A 15,173-nucleotide genomic window follows, 5' to 3' on the forward strand; every position below is an offset into this window, starting at 1 on the left:
TGATATACCGCGACGCACCATACTGTACTTGTCTCCTCCACTTCTTGCAAAGGAATTGGATTTAGCCCGCTTTAACCAGCGGGCTTTTTTTTGCCTGTAATTTTTAAACCAGCGGGGGTCAAGTCTGACATTCAGACACGGGCTTTACCGTACTGCCGACTTCAAGGACGAGGTCGTGTCCGAATGTCAGACTTGACCCCGGAGGATGGATTATTTGAGGAGGTTGGCGAGGGCGACGTACTGGGCCAAGCCGACCATTTCCGGACGGTGGGTCGGGTCGATGCCCGCTTCGACGATCTGCGCTTCGGTAAACATGCCGGCCAGGCAGTTGCGGATCACCTTGCGGCGCTGCGAAAACGCCTTCAGCACCACCGCCTCCAGGGTCGGGCCGTCGCACGGCAGCTGTTCGGCCACCGGGATCATGCGCACGATCGCCGATTCGACCTTCGGCGGCGGATCGAACGCTTCCGGCGGCACCACGAACAACAATGACATGTCATAGCGCCATTGCAACATCACCGACAGGCGGCCGTAGGTCTTGCTGCCCGGCTCGGCCACCATGCGCTCGACCACCTCTTTTTGCAGCATGAAGTGCTGGTCCTTGACCAGCGGCGCGAACGTGGCCAGGTGGAACAGCAACGGGCTGGAAATGTTGTACGGCAGGTTGCCGACAATGCGCAACTTCTCCCCCGCCGGCACCGGGATGGTGCTGTAGTCGAACTTGAGCGCGTCGCCGGCGTGGATGGTCAGCTTGGCCGGGTTGTAAGTCTTTTCCAGGCGGGCGACCAGATCGCGGTCGAGTTCGACCACGTGCATCATCTTGAGCGTGCGCATCAGCTGCTCGGTCATCGCGCCCAGGCCGGGGCCGATCTCGACCATGGCGTCGTCCGGCGCCGGCGCGATCGCCTCGGTGATGCTCGACAGGACGTATTTGTCGTGCAGGAAATTCTGGCCAAAGCGTTTGCGGGCTACGTGTTTCATGGTTGTTCTTCTAATCAGTGAGTGTTCAAAGGCCGGCAACGGCGTCGGCCATCGCCAGCGCGGTGGCGATGGCCGCCTCCATGCTGCCGCAGTCGGCCAGGCCGAGGCCTTGCGCGGCCAGGTCGAGCGCCGTGCCGTGGTCGACCGAGGTGCGGATCAGCGGCAGGCCGAGCGTGATGTTGACGCCCTGTCCGAACGTGGCGTACTTGAGCACCGGCAGGCCCTGGTCGTGGTACATGGCCAGCACGCAGTCGGCGTCCTTCAGGTATTTGTGCTGGAACAGGGTGTCGGCCGGGTACGGGCCGCGGGCGTCGATGCCGCGCGCCTGCGCCGCCGCGATGGCCGGCGCGATGACGTCGATGTCCTCGCGCCCCAGGTAGCCGCCCTCGCCCGCGTGCGGGTTCAGGCCGCACAGCAGGATGCGCGGGGCGGCGATGCCGAATTTGGTCTTGAGGTCGTGGTCGAGGATGTCGAGGATGCGCGCCAGGCCTTCTTGCGTGAGGGCGGCGGCGACTTCCTTGAGCGCCAGGTGGGTGGTGGCCAGCGCCACCCGCAGCGGCGCCGGCATGGTGCCGCCGGCGGGAGCGGGCGGCTGGCCGGCCAGCATCATCACCACTTGCGCGGTGCCGGTCTGGTCGGCGAAGTATTCGGTGTGGCCGGAGAATTTGACGCCGGCGTCGTTGATGGTGCTTTTTTGCAGGGGCGCGGTGACGACCGCCTCGAACCAGCCGGCGCGCACGCCTTCGATGGCGGCGTCCAGGGTGGCCAGCACGGCGCGGCCGTTGTTCTTGTCGAGTTTGCCCGGCACGACGTGGGCGTCGAGCGGCACGTCGATCACGCTGATGCGTTCGGGGCCGAAGTGCGGCAGGCCGCCGTTGCGCACCGCCTGCAACGACAGCGCCGACAGCCGGATGACAGGGTCGATGTCGGCGGCGATCATGGAGAGGAAGGCGGCGTCGCCCAGCAGCACGCAATTGACTTCGTGCCGCCGCGCCCAGGCGGCGCGGATCGAGATTTCCGGGCCGATGCCGGCCGGCTCGCCGACGGTGACGGCCAGCACAGGCCGCCCCCGGCGACGGGCGGGAACCATGGGGGCCGCATCTGCGCGCCCGGTGGATAAAGTGGCGCTCATGTGCTCCCCTGTCGCGGCGTGGTTACTGTTTCGCGGCCGCCGCGGCGGCGGCGCCCTCTTCGGTGCGGAACTCGACGTAGGCGCGGTCGCGCACTTCACGCTGCCAGCTGTCGGTTGCCTCTTCCATCTTGCGTTCGCGGATGGCCTGGCGCGCGTTGTTGCGCTCGCGCTCCTTGGAGACGTCGTCGCTCTTGCGCTCCATCACCTCGATCAGGTGCACGCCGAAGCTGGTCTCGACCGGCTGCGACACTTCGCCGATTTTCAGGTTGTTCATCGCGGCCTCGAACTCGGGCATCGTATCGCCCGGGTACAGCCAGCCCAAATCGCCGCCCTTGGCGGCCGAGCCGTCGTTCGACACCAGGCGCGCCAGGTCCTCGAACTTGGCGGCGTTGTTGTCCAGGCGTTCCTTCAGTTCGGCCAGCTTGCGCTTGGCGTCGGCCGCGCTCATCGTCGGCGTGACCTTGATCAGGATGTGGCGCGCGTGGGTCTGCTGCACCGACTGGGCGGCCTGCGCCTCGGCCACGCTGCGGCGGTCCACCGCCTTCAGGATGTGGAAGGCGCCGGTGCTTTTGATGATCGGCGTGACCTGACCCGGTTTGAGTTTGACCAGCGCCTCGGCGAACACCGGCGGCAGCCGCTCCGGCAGGCGCCAGCCGACCACGCCGCCCTCCAGCGCGTCGCTGGAGTCCGAATAGGTGGCGGCCATCTTGGCGAAGTCGGCGCCGGTGCGCAGCTGGCGCATCACTTCCTCGGCGCGCGCGCGGCGCTGGGCGATCACCTCGGCGGTGGCGTTGTCCGGGATGCGCACCATGATTTGCGAAATATTGATCTCGAACTGCTCGGCGGCGGCGGCCTTCTCGGCGGCGAGGAAGCTGTCGACCTCGGCGTCGGAAATCTGGATCTTGGCGTCGACCTCGTGCTCGCGCAGGCGCTGCATGATGATTTCTTCGCGGATTTCTTCGCGGAAGGCGGCGAACGGCGTGCCGTCCTTTTCCATCTGGTTGCGCATGTCCTGCACGCTGATCTTTTGCGACTCGGCGATGCGGCCGATCGCGCGGTCGAGCTGGGTGTCGTCGACGCGCACGCCCATCTCCTTGGCCATCTGCAGCTGGGCGCGCTCGACGATCATGCGCTCGAGCAGCTGGCGTTGCAGGTCGGCGGCGGCCGGCATCTGCACCTTTTGCGCCTGCATGCGGGCGGTGACGGTCTTGATGCGGTTGGCCAGCTCGCGCTGGGTGATCACGTCGTCGTTGACGACGACGACGATGGAGTCGATGGCGGCGTTGCTCGACGAGCCGGGCGGAATGAAGCCCTTGCCGTCGGCCTTGGCTTCAGCCTTGCCATCGGTCTTGGCCGCCGCGCCGCCGGTGGCGGACGCGGCCGGGGTGGTGACGGCGGGGGCGGCCGGCGCCGGCGCCGGTTTTTTCGAGAACAGGCTGCAACCGCCCAGGGCGGTGGTGCACAACAGGACGGCGAGTAGCTTCATTTGGTACATACTGGCATTACGCATGGTAGAACGCTCATGAGTCAGGTGTAAAAAAAATCAAAAGGCGCGCGCCCCGGCCAGGGGACGGCGGCGCGCGCCCGGATGCCTTGCTTTAGCGGCCGTAGCCCTCGTTCAAACGCTGATACCCCGGAATACTGTTTTTCATCGCCTCGATCGGGCTGCCCACGCCCAGGTGCGACAGGCCGTTGAGTTCGAGCTGGAAGAAGATCGGCGTCGATGCCGTGGTCGAGGTGGTCACGAAGCGCTGCGCGCCCATGCGGAACACCCAGCAGTCGGCCTTGTATTCGAGACCGATCAGGCTCTCGAGGATTTTGCTCGCCTGCATCGAGTAGCTGACCCGGCCGACACCGTACCAGCGCTGGAAAATAGGCCACTGGCTGGAGATCTCGATGTTCTTGAAGCTGTCGCGCAGGTAGCGGTAGCCGACGTTGAGCACTTTTTTCGGCGCCGGGATCCATTGCGCCGTGTAGCTTTGCGACACCACCCGGCTCTGGCTCGGATTGTACTGCAGCGCGCTGTCGAAGCCCCAATGTTCGGAAATGCGGCCGTTGGCGGCGAGCAGGATGTCGGAGCGGGCCTCGCTCACCGGTGTGGTCGAGGCCAGCTGCACGCGCTGGTCCTCGAAGTAGAAGCGCTGGCCGAACGCCAGGCGCAGCTGCTCGGCGCCGGAGGCGTCGAGGAAGCGCGACACCAGCGCGGCGGTGAGCTGGTTGGCGTCGCCGACGCGGTCAGAGCCGACGAAGCGGTTCTCGCTGAAGATCTGGCTGAAGTTGAACGTGGCCGCGTCGGTGTCGAAGGTCGGGAACTGGCTCTGGTCGCGGTACGGCGTCTTGACGTAAAACAGCCGCGGCTCGAGCGTTTGCGTCATTTCCTTGTTCTGGAATTTGACGTCGCGCTCGAACACCAGGCCCGAGTCGAGCGAGACGGTCGGCACCACGCGCGACAGGTTGCGCGACGATTGCGCGCCGAAGCTGTCGAGCGAATACGTGGCCATATTGACCATCACCTTGGGCGTGATGAAGTAGCTCGGGCCGACGATCGGATAGCTCAGTTGCGGAATGCCCACCAGGCGGGTGCCGTTGATCATGGTCGGGTGGCTAAAGCGCGTGAGCTCGCTGTCGAAGGCCCAGTCGAAGCCGGCCACGTCGTACTGGGCGGCGTGGAAGTTGATCGCCGGCAGCCGGTCGTACGGGCGCGTGACGAACAGCGACGAGTCGGTCACCGAAGCCGGGTCCTGCAGCACCTGGTATTTTTGCACGCGCGCGGTCAGGGTCCAGATGTCGCCGTGGTAATCGGTGCGCAGCTCGCGCAGCAGCTGGCGCTCGGTCGAGCTCGAGACGGTCTTGGAGAAATCGTTCGGATAGTTGTTGTCCGACGCCGCGCGCAGATTCCACGAGAACGCCCAGTCCTCGGTGATGTCCTGCTTGTGGCTCGAGCGCACGGTCCAGCGGTCGGTCGAGCCGCCCGGCGTCTCCGGCACGAATTTTTTATCGTGCGGCATGTACTCGAGGTAGGTGTCGCCCTGGTACAGGCCGCCTTCGGTCTCGCCCAGGTAGCGCGCGTGCGCGCCGAGCTGGAAGCCGCGCCGCGTGATGACCTTGGGGAACAAGGTCAGGTCGCGGTTGGGGGCGATGTTGAAGTAATACGGCACCACCAGCTCGGGGCCGGTGCGCGAGCCGACGCCAGGCGTCGGCGAGAGCCAGCCGGAGCGGCGCGCGCCCGACAGCGAGAACGACAGCGCCGGCGTGCCCAGGATCGGCACGTCCTTGAAATACACCACCGTGTGGCTGGCGGTGCCGACGTCGCGCCCGGAGTCCAGGTTGAGCGTGCTCGAACGCAGGTACCAGTCCGGATTGGCGCCCTCGCAGGTGCTGTAGGTGCCGTTGACGACCTGCGCCTCGTCCTCGTTGATGAAGTTGATGCGCTCGGCGCTGCCCTGGGCATTGTTGGCCGCCATCCGGTAGGTCGGCTCCAGCATGTAGCCCTTGCCGCTGTCCATATTGAGCTTGAGCTCGGTGCCGGTGTAGTAGTCGCCCCAGCGCCAGATCTTGACGGCGCCCTTGGCCTCGACCTCGTTCTCGACCTGGCGGAAGCAGGCGTAGTCGGACTGCACCTTGGTCTGGTCCTTGACGACTTCGGCGTTACGTTCGAGCACCACCTCGCGCTCGGGACGCCCGCTGATGTCCTCGGCCTTGACGGTGGTGACGGCGTTCGGGTCTTCCACCCGCGGCACGCGCGGCTTGGGCGCGACGGCCTGGGCATAGGCGTACGACGGCACCGCCGAGACGGTGACGATGGCGGTCAGGGCGTACGCCCAGCGGTGCGAAGTGGGGGGGGCCAGTAGCCAGCGCATGCAGCTCATGAAAAGAAGAGGGATAACACCATGACAGGCGATTTTTTGATTTGAATCCCTTATTATATGGGAATCTTCACCTTACGCCGGTTTCCACGGTTCGCTTAATGTCTTTATTACAGAATTTAACTTCAGATACATCTGGAGCAACGCCGCCGGCCGATCCCCGCCTGGCGCAACTGACCGCCTGGCTGTCCACCCTGGACGTGGTCGATGTGGCAACGGCGCGTCCGGCCTCGGCCGACGCCAGCTTCCGCCGCTACTTCCGCGTCGACGTGCTGCCCGCGCACCGCGCCGCGCTCGGCGCCACCCTGATCGTCATGGACGCGCCGCCGGAGCGCGAAAACGTGCTGGCCTTCGTCAAGGTTGACGAAATGCTCACGCACGCCGGCGTCACGGTGCCGCGCATCGTCGCCACCGACTACGAGCGCGGCTTCATGCTGATGTCCGACCTGGGCGTGACGACCTACCTGCAGGTGCTCGACCACGACAACGCCTCGACCATGTACGCCGAGGCGCTCGAGTCGCTGGTGCGCTTCCAGGCCACCAGCGCGCCCGACGTGCTGCCCGAATACGACCGCGCCTTCCTGCTGCGCGAAATGAACCTGTTCCCCGAGTGGTACATCGGCAAGCACCTGGGCGCGACCTTGACCGACAAGCAAAGCGCCGAGCTACAGGGCGTGTTCGAGGCGATTTTGGCCAACGTCACGGCGCAGCAGCAGGTGTTCGTGCACCGCGACTTCCACTCTCGCAACCTGATGTGGATGGACGCCGGCAACCCGGGCGTGCTCGACTTCCAGGACGCGCTGTACGGCCCGGTCACCTACGACCTGGCCTCGCTGCTGCGCGACGCCTACGTGCAATGGGACGAGGAGCTGGTGCTGGACTGGGCGATCCGCTACTGGCAGCACGCCAAGTCGGCCGGCCTGCCGGTCAACAAGGACATCGACGCCTTCTACAAGGATTTCGAGTACATGGGCCTGCAGCGCCACCTGAAGATCCTGGGCCTGTTCTGCCGCCTGTACCACCGCGACGGCAAGGAGCAGTACCTGGGCGACCTGCCGACCGTGATGGACTACGTGCGCAAGACCGCCAACCGCTACAAGGACCTCAAGCCGCTGGTGCGCCTGCTCGACACGCTCGAGGACAAGCAACCGCAAGTCGGCTACACGTTCTGATGACGGGGCGCCTATGAAAGCGATGATTTTCGCGGCCGGGCGCGGCGAGCGCATGCGCCCGCTGACCGACAGCTGCCCCAAGCCGCTGCTCAAGGTGCGCGGCCGGCCGCTGATCGTCTGGCACATTCTCAACCTGGTGCGCGCCGGCATCACCGAGATCGTCATCAACACCGCCCACCTGGGCGAGGCGATCGAGCGCGAGCTGGGCGACGGCGGCAAGTACGGCGCGAAGTTGCTCTACTCGCGCGAGACGACCGCGCTGGAAACGGCCGGCGGCGTCGCCACCGCGCGCCACCTGCTGGGCGAGGAACCGTTCGTGGCCGTATCGGGCGACATCTACTGCCCCTACTTCGACTTCGAACAGGTCAAGGATGTGCTCAAGGACGAGGACATGTGGGGCAAGCCCTACCCCGCCGACCAGCGCGACGTCTGCTGGCTGTACCTGGTGCCCAATCCGGACTTCCATCCGGAGGGCGACTTCGGCCTGACGATGTATTCGCTGACCAATGACGCCGCCGATGGCGCGCCGAAGTGGACCTTCGGTAATATCGGCGTCTACCGGCCGGACATGTTCGACGGCATCGCGCCGGGCGAGCACGCCAAGCTCGGACCGCTGATCCGCTCGTTCATCGACAAAAAGCAGGTTGGCGGCGAGGTGTACGAGGGCGAGTGGCATAACCTCGGCACCGTCGAGCAGCTGGAACGGCTGAACGCGCCGCTGGCGTCGATGGCGCCCGGCGCTAAGGGCGCGCGCTGATGTCGGCCGCAGTGGCAACCGGGGTGGCAACCTGCGCTGCGCGCCGCGCCCGGGTGCTGGCGGCGATGCCGTCCGGCGCGGTGGCCGTGCTGGGCACGGCGCCGGAAGTGGCGCGCAACAGCGACAGCGACTACCCGTACCGGCACGACAGCTATTTCTATTACCTGACCGGCTTTGCCGAGCCGGAAAGCGTGGTGGTGCTGGTGGCTGCGCGCGGCGACGACGCGCCGGCGCGCTCCATCCTGTTTTGCCGCCAGAAGAACGTCGAGCGCGAGATCTGGGAAGGCTTCCGCCACGGCCCGGACGGCGCCCGCGCGGCCTTCGGCTTCGACGCGGCCTATCCGATCGAAGACCTCGACGGCGAAATCACCAAGCTGCTGGCGGACGCGCCGGCGCTGTACTGCGCCCTGGCCAGCAATCCTTCGCTCGACGCGCAGATCAAGCTTTGGCTGGGCAACGTGCGGCGCATGGCGCGCACCGGCGTCACGCCGCCGGCCAGCGCGGTCGACCTGCTGCCGCTGCTCGACGAGATGCGCCTGTTGAAGGACGACGGCGAGCAGGTCACCATGCTGCGCGCGGCCACCATCTCCAGCGCTGCGCACGCGCGGGCGATGCGCGCCTCGCGCCCCGGCATGTTCGAGTACGAGATCGAGGCGGAGCTGCTGTACGAATTCCGCCGCAACGGCGCCCAGGCGCCGGCCTACAACTCGATCGTCGCGGCAGGCGCCAACGCCTGCGTGCTGCACTACAGCGCCAACAACGCGCAAACAAAGGACGGCGATCTGGTGCTGATCGACGCCGGCTGCGAGCTCGATGGCTACGCCTCCGACATCACCCGCACCTATCCGGTCAACGGCCGTTACTCGGCGCCGCAAAAGCGCTTGTATGAACTGGTGCTGGCGGCGCAATCGGCCGCGCTCAAGGCCATCGCGCCAGGACTGCCGTATTCCGGTGCCCACGACGCGGCGCTGCGGGTGCTATCCGAGGGCATGCTCGACCTGGGACTGCTGAAGAAGGATCTCCACGGCGGCGTGGACGACGTCATCGCCAACAAACACTATATGCAGTTCTACATGCACGGCACCGGCCACTGGCTGGGCATGGACGTGCATGATGTCGGCCTGTATCGCGACGTGAACGCGGCCGGCAAACCTTCGCGGGCGCTGCAACCCGGCATGGTGCTGACGGTGGAACCGGGCATCTACGTGCGGCCGGCCGCCGGCGTGCCCGAGGAATATTGGAACACCGGCATCCGCATCGAGGACGATGTGCTGGTCAGCGCCGATGGCCACACCATCCTGAGCGCTGCCGCGCCGAAGACGGTGGCCGAGATTGAAGAAGTCATGCGGCAGCGATGATGGATATTCAAAACGATAGCGACGTCGCCATCTGCGGCGCCGGACCGGCCGGGATGGCGCTGGCCGCGCTGCTGGCCAAACGCGGCGTGCCCGCCGCGCGCATCGCGCTGGTCGACGCCAAGTCGCTGGCGCAGGCCAGCAAGGACCCACGTTCGATCGCGCTGTCCTACGGCAGCCGCCAGATACTCGAGGAAATCGGCGCCTGGCCGGTGCCGGCGACGGCGATCCACCAGATCCACGTCTCGCGCCGCGGACAATTCGGCCGCAGCCTGATCGACCGCGACGAACACAAACTACCGGCGCTCGGCTATGTCACCCGCTACGGCGATCTGGTGACGGCGTTGGGCGCCGTCTGCGAACACGCGGGCATCGCGACCTTGCGCCCCGCCCGCGTAGAAGCGCTCGACGAGCTGGCCGATTCGGTGGCGCTGACCATCATCGACACCGCGACCGGGGAAGCGAAGTCGTTAAAGGCGTCCATCGTCGTGCAGGCGGAAGGCGGTTTGTTCAACGACCAGGAAAACCGCTCGCAGCGGCGCGACTACCGGCAGACTGCGATCATCGCGCAGGTGCGCAGCAGCCGGCCGTTCGAGCACCGCGCCTTCGAACGGTTCACCGAGCAAGGCCCGCTGGCACTGCTGCCGCAAGGTGACGAGTATTCGCTGGTGTGGTGCGTGCGTCCCGAGCTGGCCGCGACGTTGCAGGCGCTGGACGATAATGCTTTTCTTGCCGCGCTGGGCGAGGCGTTCGGCGAGCGCGTTGGCCGCTTCACGCACGCGTCGCCGCGGCTGGCCTTCCCGCTTGGGTTGAATGCCGATCCGCGCGCGACGGCCCGCACGGTCGCCATCGGCAACGCCGCGCAGACCTTGCATCCGGTGGCGGGACAGGGATTGAATCTGGGCCTGCGCGACGTCACCGTGCTGGCGCGCCTGCTGGCGCAAGGCGCCACGCCGGCGATGCTGGCGCAGTTCACCGAGCTTCGCCGGCAGGACCGGACCACGACGGTGCGCCTGACCGACACGATGGCGAGGGTCTTCGCCAACGACTCGCCGGCGCAGGCGCTACTGGGAATGTCGCTGGCCGCCATCGACATGGCCGGCCCGGCGCGCGGCGTGCTGGCCGAGCTGATGATGTACGGCCGCCGCTGAGAGATCACGACAGCATGCGTAATCAGGCGTCACGTAGGGCGGATTAGCGCAGCGTAATCCGCCAATGCCTGCGTTTCGACGGCTCACGCATTGGCGGATTACGGCGTTCCGCCTAATCCGCCCTACGTGTCACTAGAGTACTCATCAAGTACGGGTGATCGACGCGCCGCCGTCGATCAGCGACGCGGTGCCGGTGACGAACGACGAGTCATCCGACGCCAGGTACAACACCGAGCGCGCCAACTCCTCCGGCTGCGCGACGCGTTTCAGCGCGTGCAGGTTGGTGATGAAGGACGTCGCCTCCGGCGTGTCGTTCATGTCGCGGTACATCTGCGTGTCGACCGCGCCGGGCAGCACCGAATTCACCCGCACGCCTTTCGGACCATATTCCGCCGCCAGCGCCTGCGTCAAACCAATCAAACCCGCCTTGCTGGCCGCATACGCCGCCACACCTGGAAACGCGAAGCTGTAGCCGACAAACGTCGAGGTGAAAATCACCGAACCGCCGCCATGTTTGATCATCTCGGGAATCTGGTGCTTGGCGCCGAGGAAGGCGCTGGTCAGGTTGGCGGCCAGCGTGTCGTTCCAGCCCTGCTCCGACACGCCGGTGGTCTCGCCCATTTCACCCAGGGTGCCGGCGTTGTTGTAGGCGATATCGAGCCGGCCATACGCCTCGACGGCGGCGGCGACCAGTTGTGCGTTGAACGATTCCGAGGTCACGTCGCCGGCCAGCGCGATGGCTTGTCCGCCATCGGCCTTGATTTCCTCGACCAAGGTGGCCAGTTCGCCCTCGCGGCGCGCCGCGACGACAACCTTGGCGCCTTCGGCGGCGAACAGTTTGGCGGTGGCGCGGCCGATGCCGGACGATGCGCCAGTGACGATTGCGACTTTGTTTTGTAAGCGGTTCATTTTGAGGCTCCTTGTGGTGGGTTAGTGAAGCCATCATAAGATTCACCAACCCAACCATCAATCGGCCAAACAGCAATTAACCATTCACAAAATATGAATTGAAGCCGCTACTCGACGGCCTTGACCATGTCCTCGATGACCTTCTTGGCATCGCCGAACACCATCATCGTATTGGCCTGGTAGAACAGCTCATTATCCAGGCCCGCATAGCCCGAAGCCATCGAGCGCTTGTTGACGATGATGCTCTTGGCCTTGTACGCCTCCAGGATCGGCATGCCGGCGATCGGCGACTTGGGATCCTTGGCGGCCGGGTTGACCACGTCGTTCGCGCCCAGAATCAGCACCACGTCGGTCTGGCCGAATTCGCCGTTGATGTCCTCCATCTCGAACACCTGGTCGTACGGCACCTCGGCCTCGGCCAGCAGCACGTTCATGTGCCCCGGCATGCGCCCGGCCACCGGATGGATCGCGTACTTCACGCTCACGCCCTTGTGCGTCAGCTTCTCGACCAGCTCCTTGAGCGAGTGCTGCGCGCGCGCCACCGCCAGGCCGTAGCCCGGTACGATGATCACGCTTTCCGCGTTGGCCATGATGAACGAGGCGTCGTCCGCCGATCCCGATTTGACCGGACGCTGCTCCTTGGCCCCTTCGCCGCCCGCCTCCGCCGGCGCGCCGCCGAAGCCGCCCAAAATCACGTTGAAGAACGAACGGTTCATCGCCTTGCACATGATGTACGACAGGATGGCGCCGGACGAACCCACCAGCGAGCCGGCGATGATCAGCATCGCGTTATTGAGCGAGAAGCCGATTCCTGCCGCCGCCCAGCCGGAGTAGGAGTTCAGCATCGACACCACCACCGGCATGTCGGCGCCGCCGATCGGAATGATGATCAACACGCCCAGCACGAAGGCGATCGCGGTCATGACCAGGAACGGCGTCCACGCCGGTTCGACACCGCCGGCGAAGCAGAACACCAGCCCGAGGCCGACCATGACGATGGCCAGAATGAGATTCAACATGTGCTGGCCGGCGAAGCTGACCGGCGCGCCCTGGAACAGGCGGAACTTGTATTTGCCCGACAGCTTGCCGAAGGCGATCACCGATCCGGAGAACGTGATGGCGCCGACGAAGGTGCCGATGAACAGTTCGATGCGGTTCCCGAACGGCAGCGGCGTGCCCACCGCCGCGATACCGAAGGCGTGCGGCTCCGATACCGCCGCCACCGCGATGCACACCGCCGCGAGGCCGATCAGCGAGTGCATCGCCGCCACCAGCTCCGGCATCTTGGTCATCTCGACTTTCTTGGCCAGCAGCGCGCCGATGCCGCCGCCGACCACCACGCCAACGAGCACCAGCGCCAGGCCCATGCCGCCGCCCGTGCCGGCGGCCACCGCCTCCGCGCGCAGCTTGAGGATCAGCGCGATCGTCGTCACCACGGCGATCGCCATGCCGGACATGCCGAAGGCGTTACCGGTGCGCGCGGTGCCCGGCGACGACAGCCCTTTGAGCGCCTGGATAAAACACACCGATGCGATGAGGTACATCATCGTCACCAGATTCATGGAGATGAAGTTCATGCGTGATCCCCCGGCTTATTCTCCAGCTTACCGGCAGCAGGTTTGGCCTTCGGCTCCTTCTTGCGGAACATCTCCAGCATGCGCTGCGTGACCAGAAAGCCGCCGAACACATTGACGGCGGCCAGCGCCACGGCCACGGTGCCGGCAACCTGCCCGATCACGCCCTCGGTGAGCGAGGCGGCCAGCATCGCGCCGACGATGATGATCGCCGAAACGGCGTTGGTCACCGCCATCAGCGGCGTGTGCAGCGCCGGCGTGACGGTCCAGACCACGTGGTAGCCGACGTAGATCGCCAGCACGAAGATGATGAGATTGATGAGGGTGTGGCTCACTTCCATGATGTCTCCTTTTATTTTCTTAACAGTTCGCCGCCGGCGCACAGCAAGGTCGCCTTGATGATTTCGTCCTCGCGGTCGATCACCAGTTTGTCTTCCTTGTCGATGATCAGCTTGAGGAAATCGAGCACGTTGCGCGCATACAGGGCCGAGGCGTCGGCCGCCACCAAAGTCGCCAGATCGGGCTCGCCGACGATGTGCACACCATGCTTGACCACCGTTTTATTCAGCTCCGACAGCGGGCAATTGCCGCCCTGCGACACGGCCAGGTCGACGATCACGGAACCGGGCTTCATCGCCTTGACCGTCTCCTCGGAGATCAGCACCGGCGCCGGTCGCCCCGGGATCAGCGCGGTGGTGATGATGATGTCGGCCAGCTTGGCACGTTCGTGCACCAGCTCCGCCTGGCGGCGCATCCAGTCGGCCGGCATCGGCCGCGCGTAGCCGCCCACGCCCTGCGCGATCTCTTTTTCCTCGTCGGTGATGAAGGGCACGTCGATGAACTTCGCGCCCAGCGATTCGACTTGCTCCTTGACCGGCGGGCGTACGTCGGACGCCTCGATCACGGCGCCAAGGCGCTTGGCCGTGGCGATGGCCTGCAGCCCGGCCACGCCCACGCCCATGATCAGCACCCGCGCCGCCTTGACGGTGCCCGCCGCCGTCATCAGCATCGGCATGAAGCGCTGGTAGGTGTTGGCCGCCACCAGCACCGCCTTGTAGCCGGCGATGTTGGCCTGCGAGGACAGCACGTCCATCGACTGCGCGCGTGTGATGCGCGGCACCGCCTCGAGCGCGAAGGCTTGAAGGCCGGCCGTGGCCATGGCCGCGTTGTTGTCGGCGTCGAAGGGATTGAGCATGCCGATCACCACGGTGCCGGATTTGATCTGTGCGCGTTCTTCCGCATTGGGGGCGCGCACCTTGAGCACCACGTCGGCGCCGTACGCCTCGGCCGCGCCGACGATGCGGGCGCCGGCCGCCACATAGGCCTCGTCGGTGACCGAGGCGGCCAGCCCGGCGCCCGATTGCACCAGCACTTCGTGTTTGGCTGCCAGCTTCTTGACTGTTTCGGGTGTGGCCGCGACCCGGGTCTCCCCCGGCCTTGTCTCGGCCGGTACGCTTATTCTCATGGTGCCTCCAATGATTAACAAACTGACTAGAATCTAACACGGAAACGCGGGCCAGCGGCCGCCCGGGGAACCCATCATACGGAATGTGTATTAATCAATACATGACGCTTTTATCACATCATTTATCACTATTTATCATGAAATGCCGTCGAAAATGCTGGTTATGGCGCAAACCACCCAGTCAATCACGGTTTATCCGACCAAACCTTGTTTTTGTTCAACACGAACTCATCTTTTAGCGCTCGGGGTTTCAAACCAAACGTCCGGAACAGGCTAAAATGTCGGCTCTTTCAAGGATGACTCATGCCGCGTATCTGGAAACCCTCTGTTACTGTTGCCGCCATCGTCGAAAAAGATGGCAAATTCCTGCTGATCGAAGAAGAGACCAGCGACGGCATCCGCATCAACCAGCCGGCCGGCCACCTCGACCCGTACGAGTCGCTCGAGCAGGCCGTGATCCGCGAGACGCTCGAAGAGACGGCCTACGACTTCACGCCGACGGCGCTGGTGGGCATGTACATGTCGCGCTACACCTCCAACCGCACCGGCGAGGAGGTGACGTATTTGCGCTTCACGTTCTGCGGCACGCCCGGCGCGCAGCACGACCGCCCGCTCGACGAGGGCATCCTGCGCACGATGTGGCTCACGCGCGACGAGCTGGCCGCCTGCGCCGACCGTCACCGCAGCCCCACGGTGCTGCAATGCGTCGACGAATACCTGGCCGGGCGCCGCGCCCCGCTGGAACTGATACAAACACACGCCTCCGTGTTCAAGGAGGCGGTGAGCACCGCTAATGGATAGAAGGCTGGAA

Annotated in this window: 13 protein-coding genes; 5 read left to right on the forward strand and 8 right to left on the reverse strand. The window is 65.3% G+C overall.

All coding sequences use genetic code 11. The features are described 5' to 3' along the window. Nucleotides 1–210: 210 nt before the first annotated feature. From rsmA to NHH73_29270, 4 genes are all read right to left on the reverse strand, one after another. Nucleotides 211–981 (reverse strand): 16S rRNA (adenine(1518)-N(6)/adenine(1519)-N(6))-dimethyltransferase RsmA, encoded by a 771-nt coding sequence (gene rsmA / locus NHH73_29255; GenBank protein USX26591.1) that lies wholly within the window; start codon nucleotides 979–981, stop codon nucleotides 211–213. 25 nt (nucleotides 982–1,006) lie between these two features. Beyond that, on the reverse strand, nucleotides 1,007–2,071 hold the full coding sequence (pdxA, locus tag NHH73_29260) for a 4-hydroxythreonine-4-phosphate dehydrogenase PdxA (GenBank protein ID USX29746.1): 1,065 nt from the start codon (nucleotides 2,069–2,071) through the stop codon (nucleotides 1,007–1,009). 64 nt (nucleotides 2,072–2,135) lie between these two features. Next, entirely contained in the window at nucleotides 2,136–3,599 is a 1,464-nt protein-coding gene (locus tag NHH73_29265; GenBank protein USX26592.1) for a peptidylprolyl isomerase, read from the reverse strand. A gap of 112 nt (nucleotides 3,600–3,711) precedes the next feature. Then, nucleotides 3,712–5,973, reverse strand: a complete 2,262-nt coding sequence (locus tag NHH73_29270) for an LPS-assembly protein LptD (GenBank protein USX26593.1) — start codon at nucleotides 5,971–5,973, stop codon at nucleotides 3,712–3,714. Between the two features lie 107 nt (nucleotides 5,974–6,080). Between NHH73_29270 and NHH73_29275 the strand changes: the two genes are divergently transcribed. Genes NHH73_29275 through NHH73_29290 form a run of 4 tightly spaced genes read left to right on the forward strand, consistent with a single transcriptional unit; the run spans nucleotide 6,081 to nucleotide 10,414 of the window. Continuing rightward, entirely contained in the window at nucleotides 6,081–7,151 is a 1,071-nt protein-coding gene (locus tag NHH73_29275; protein USX26594.1) for a phosphotransferase, read from the forward strand. 13 nt (nucleotides 7,152–7,164) lie between these two features. Further along, nucleotides 7,165–7,908, forward strand: a complete 744-nt coding sequence (locus NHH73_29280; protein USX26595.1) for a nucleotidyltransferase family protein — start codon at nucleotides 7,165–7,167, stop codon at nucleotides 7,906–7,908. Nucleotides 7,909–7,931: 23 nt separating this feature from the next. After that, nucleotides 7,932–9,266, forward strand: coding sequence for an aminopeptidase P N-terminal domain-containing protein (locus NHH73_29285; protein ID USX26596.1), 1,335 nt, complete (start codon nucleotides 7,932–7,934; stop codon nucleotides 9,264–9,266). After that, on the forward strand, nucleotides 9,266–10,414 hold the full coding sequence (locus NHH73_29290) for a UbiH/UbiF/VisC/COQ6 family ubiquinone biosynthesis hydroxylase (protein USX29747.1): 1,149 nt from the start codon (nucleotides 9,266–9,268) through the stop codon (nucleotides 10,412–10,414). The genes NHH73_29285 and NHH73_29290 overlap by 1 nt, the downstream gene beginning before the upstream one ends. A 144-nt stretch (nucleotides 10,415–10,558) precedes the next feature. Here the strand turns inward: NHH73_29290 and NHH73_29295 are convergent, their stop codons facing one another. The 4 genes from NHH73_29295 to NHH73_29310 form a co-directional block, all read right to left on the reverse strand. Next, nucleotides 10,559–11,323: an SDR family oxidoreductase gene (locus NHH73_29295; protein ID USX26597.1), complete on the reverse strand. Its 765-nt coding sequence runs from the start codon at nucleotides 11,321–11,323 to the stop codon at nucleotides 10,559–10,561. A gap of 107 nt (nucleotides 11,324–11,430) precedes the next feature. Beyond that, entirely contained in the window at nucleotides 11,431–12,900 is a 1,470-nt protein-coding gene (locus NHH73_29300; protein USX26598.1) for an NAD(P)(+) transhydrogenase (Re/Si-specific) subunit beta, read from the reverse strand. Further along, nucleotides 12,897–13,238, reverse strand: coding sequence for an NAD(P) transhydrogenase subunit alpha (locus NHH73_29305; GenBank protein USX26599.1), 342 nt, complete (start codon nucleotides 13,236–13,238; stop codon nucleotides 12,897–12,899). Before NHH73_29305 ends, NHH73_29300 begins: the two co-directional genes overlap by 4 nt. 11 nt (nucleotides 13,239–13,249) lie before the next feature. Then, complete coding sequence (locus NHH73_29310; GenBank protein ID USX26600.1) at nucleotides 13,250–14,362, reverse strand: Re/Si-specific NAD(P)(+) transhydrogenase subunit alpha; 1,113 nt, start codon at nucleotides 14,360–14,362, stop codon at nucleotides 13,250–13,252. Nucleotides 14,363–14,665: 303 nt separating this feature from the next. On the opposite strand from NHH73_29310, the gene NHH73_29315 reads away from it, so the two are divergent. Then, on the forward strand, nucleotides 14,666–15,163 hold the full coding sequence (locus NHH73_29315) for an NUDIX hydrolase (GenBank protein USX26601.1): 498 nt from the start codon (nucleotides 14,666–14,668) through the stop codon (nucleotides 15,161–15,163). Nucleotides 15,164–15,173 lie beyond the last annotated feature (10 nt).

It is taken from the genome of Oxalobacteraceae bacterium OTU3CINTB1 (genome assembly GCA_024123955.1).
GTDB lineage: Bacteria > Pseudomonadota > Gammaproteobacteria > Burkholderiales > Burkholderiaceae_D > Rugamonas.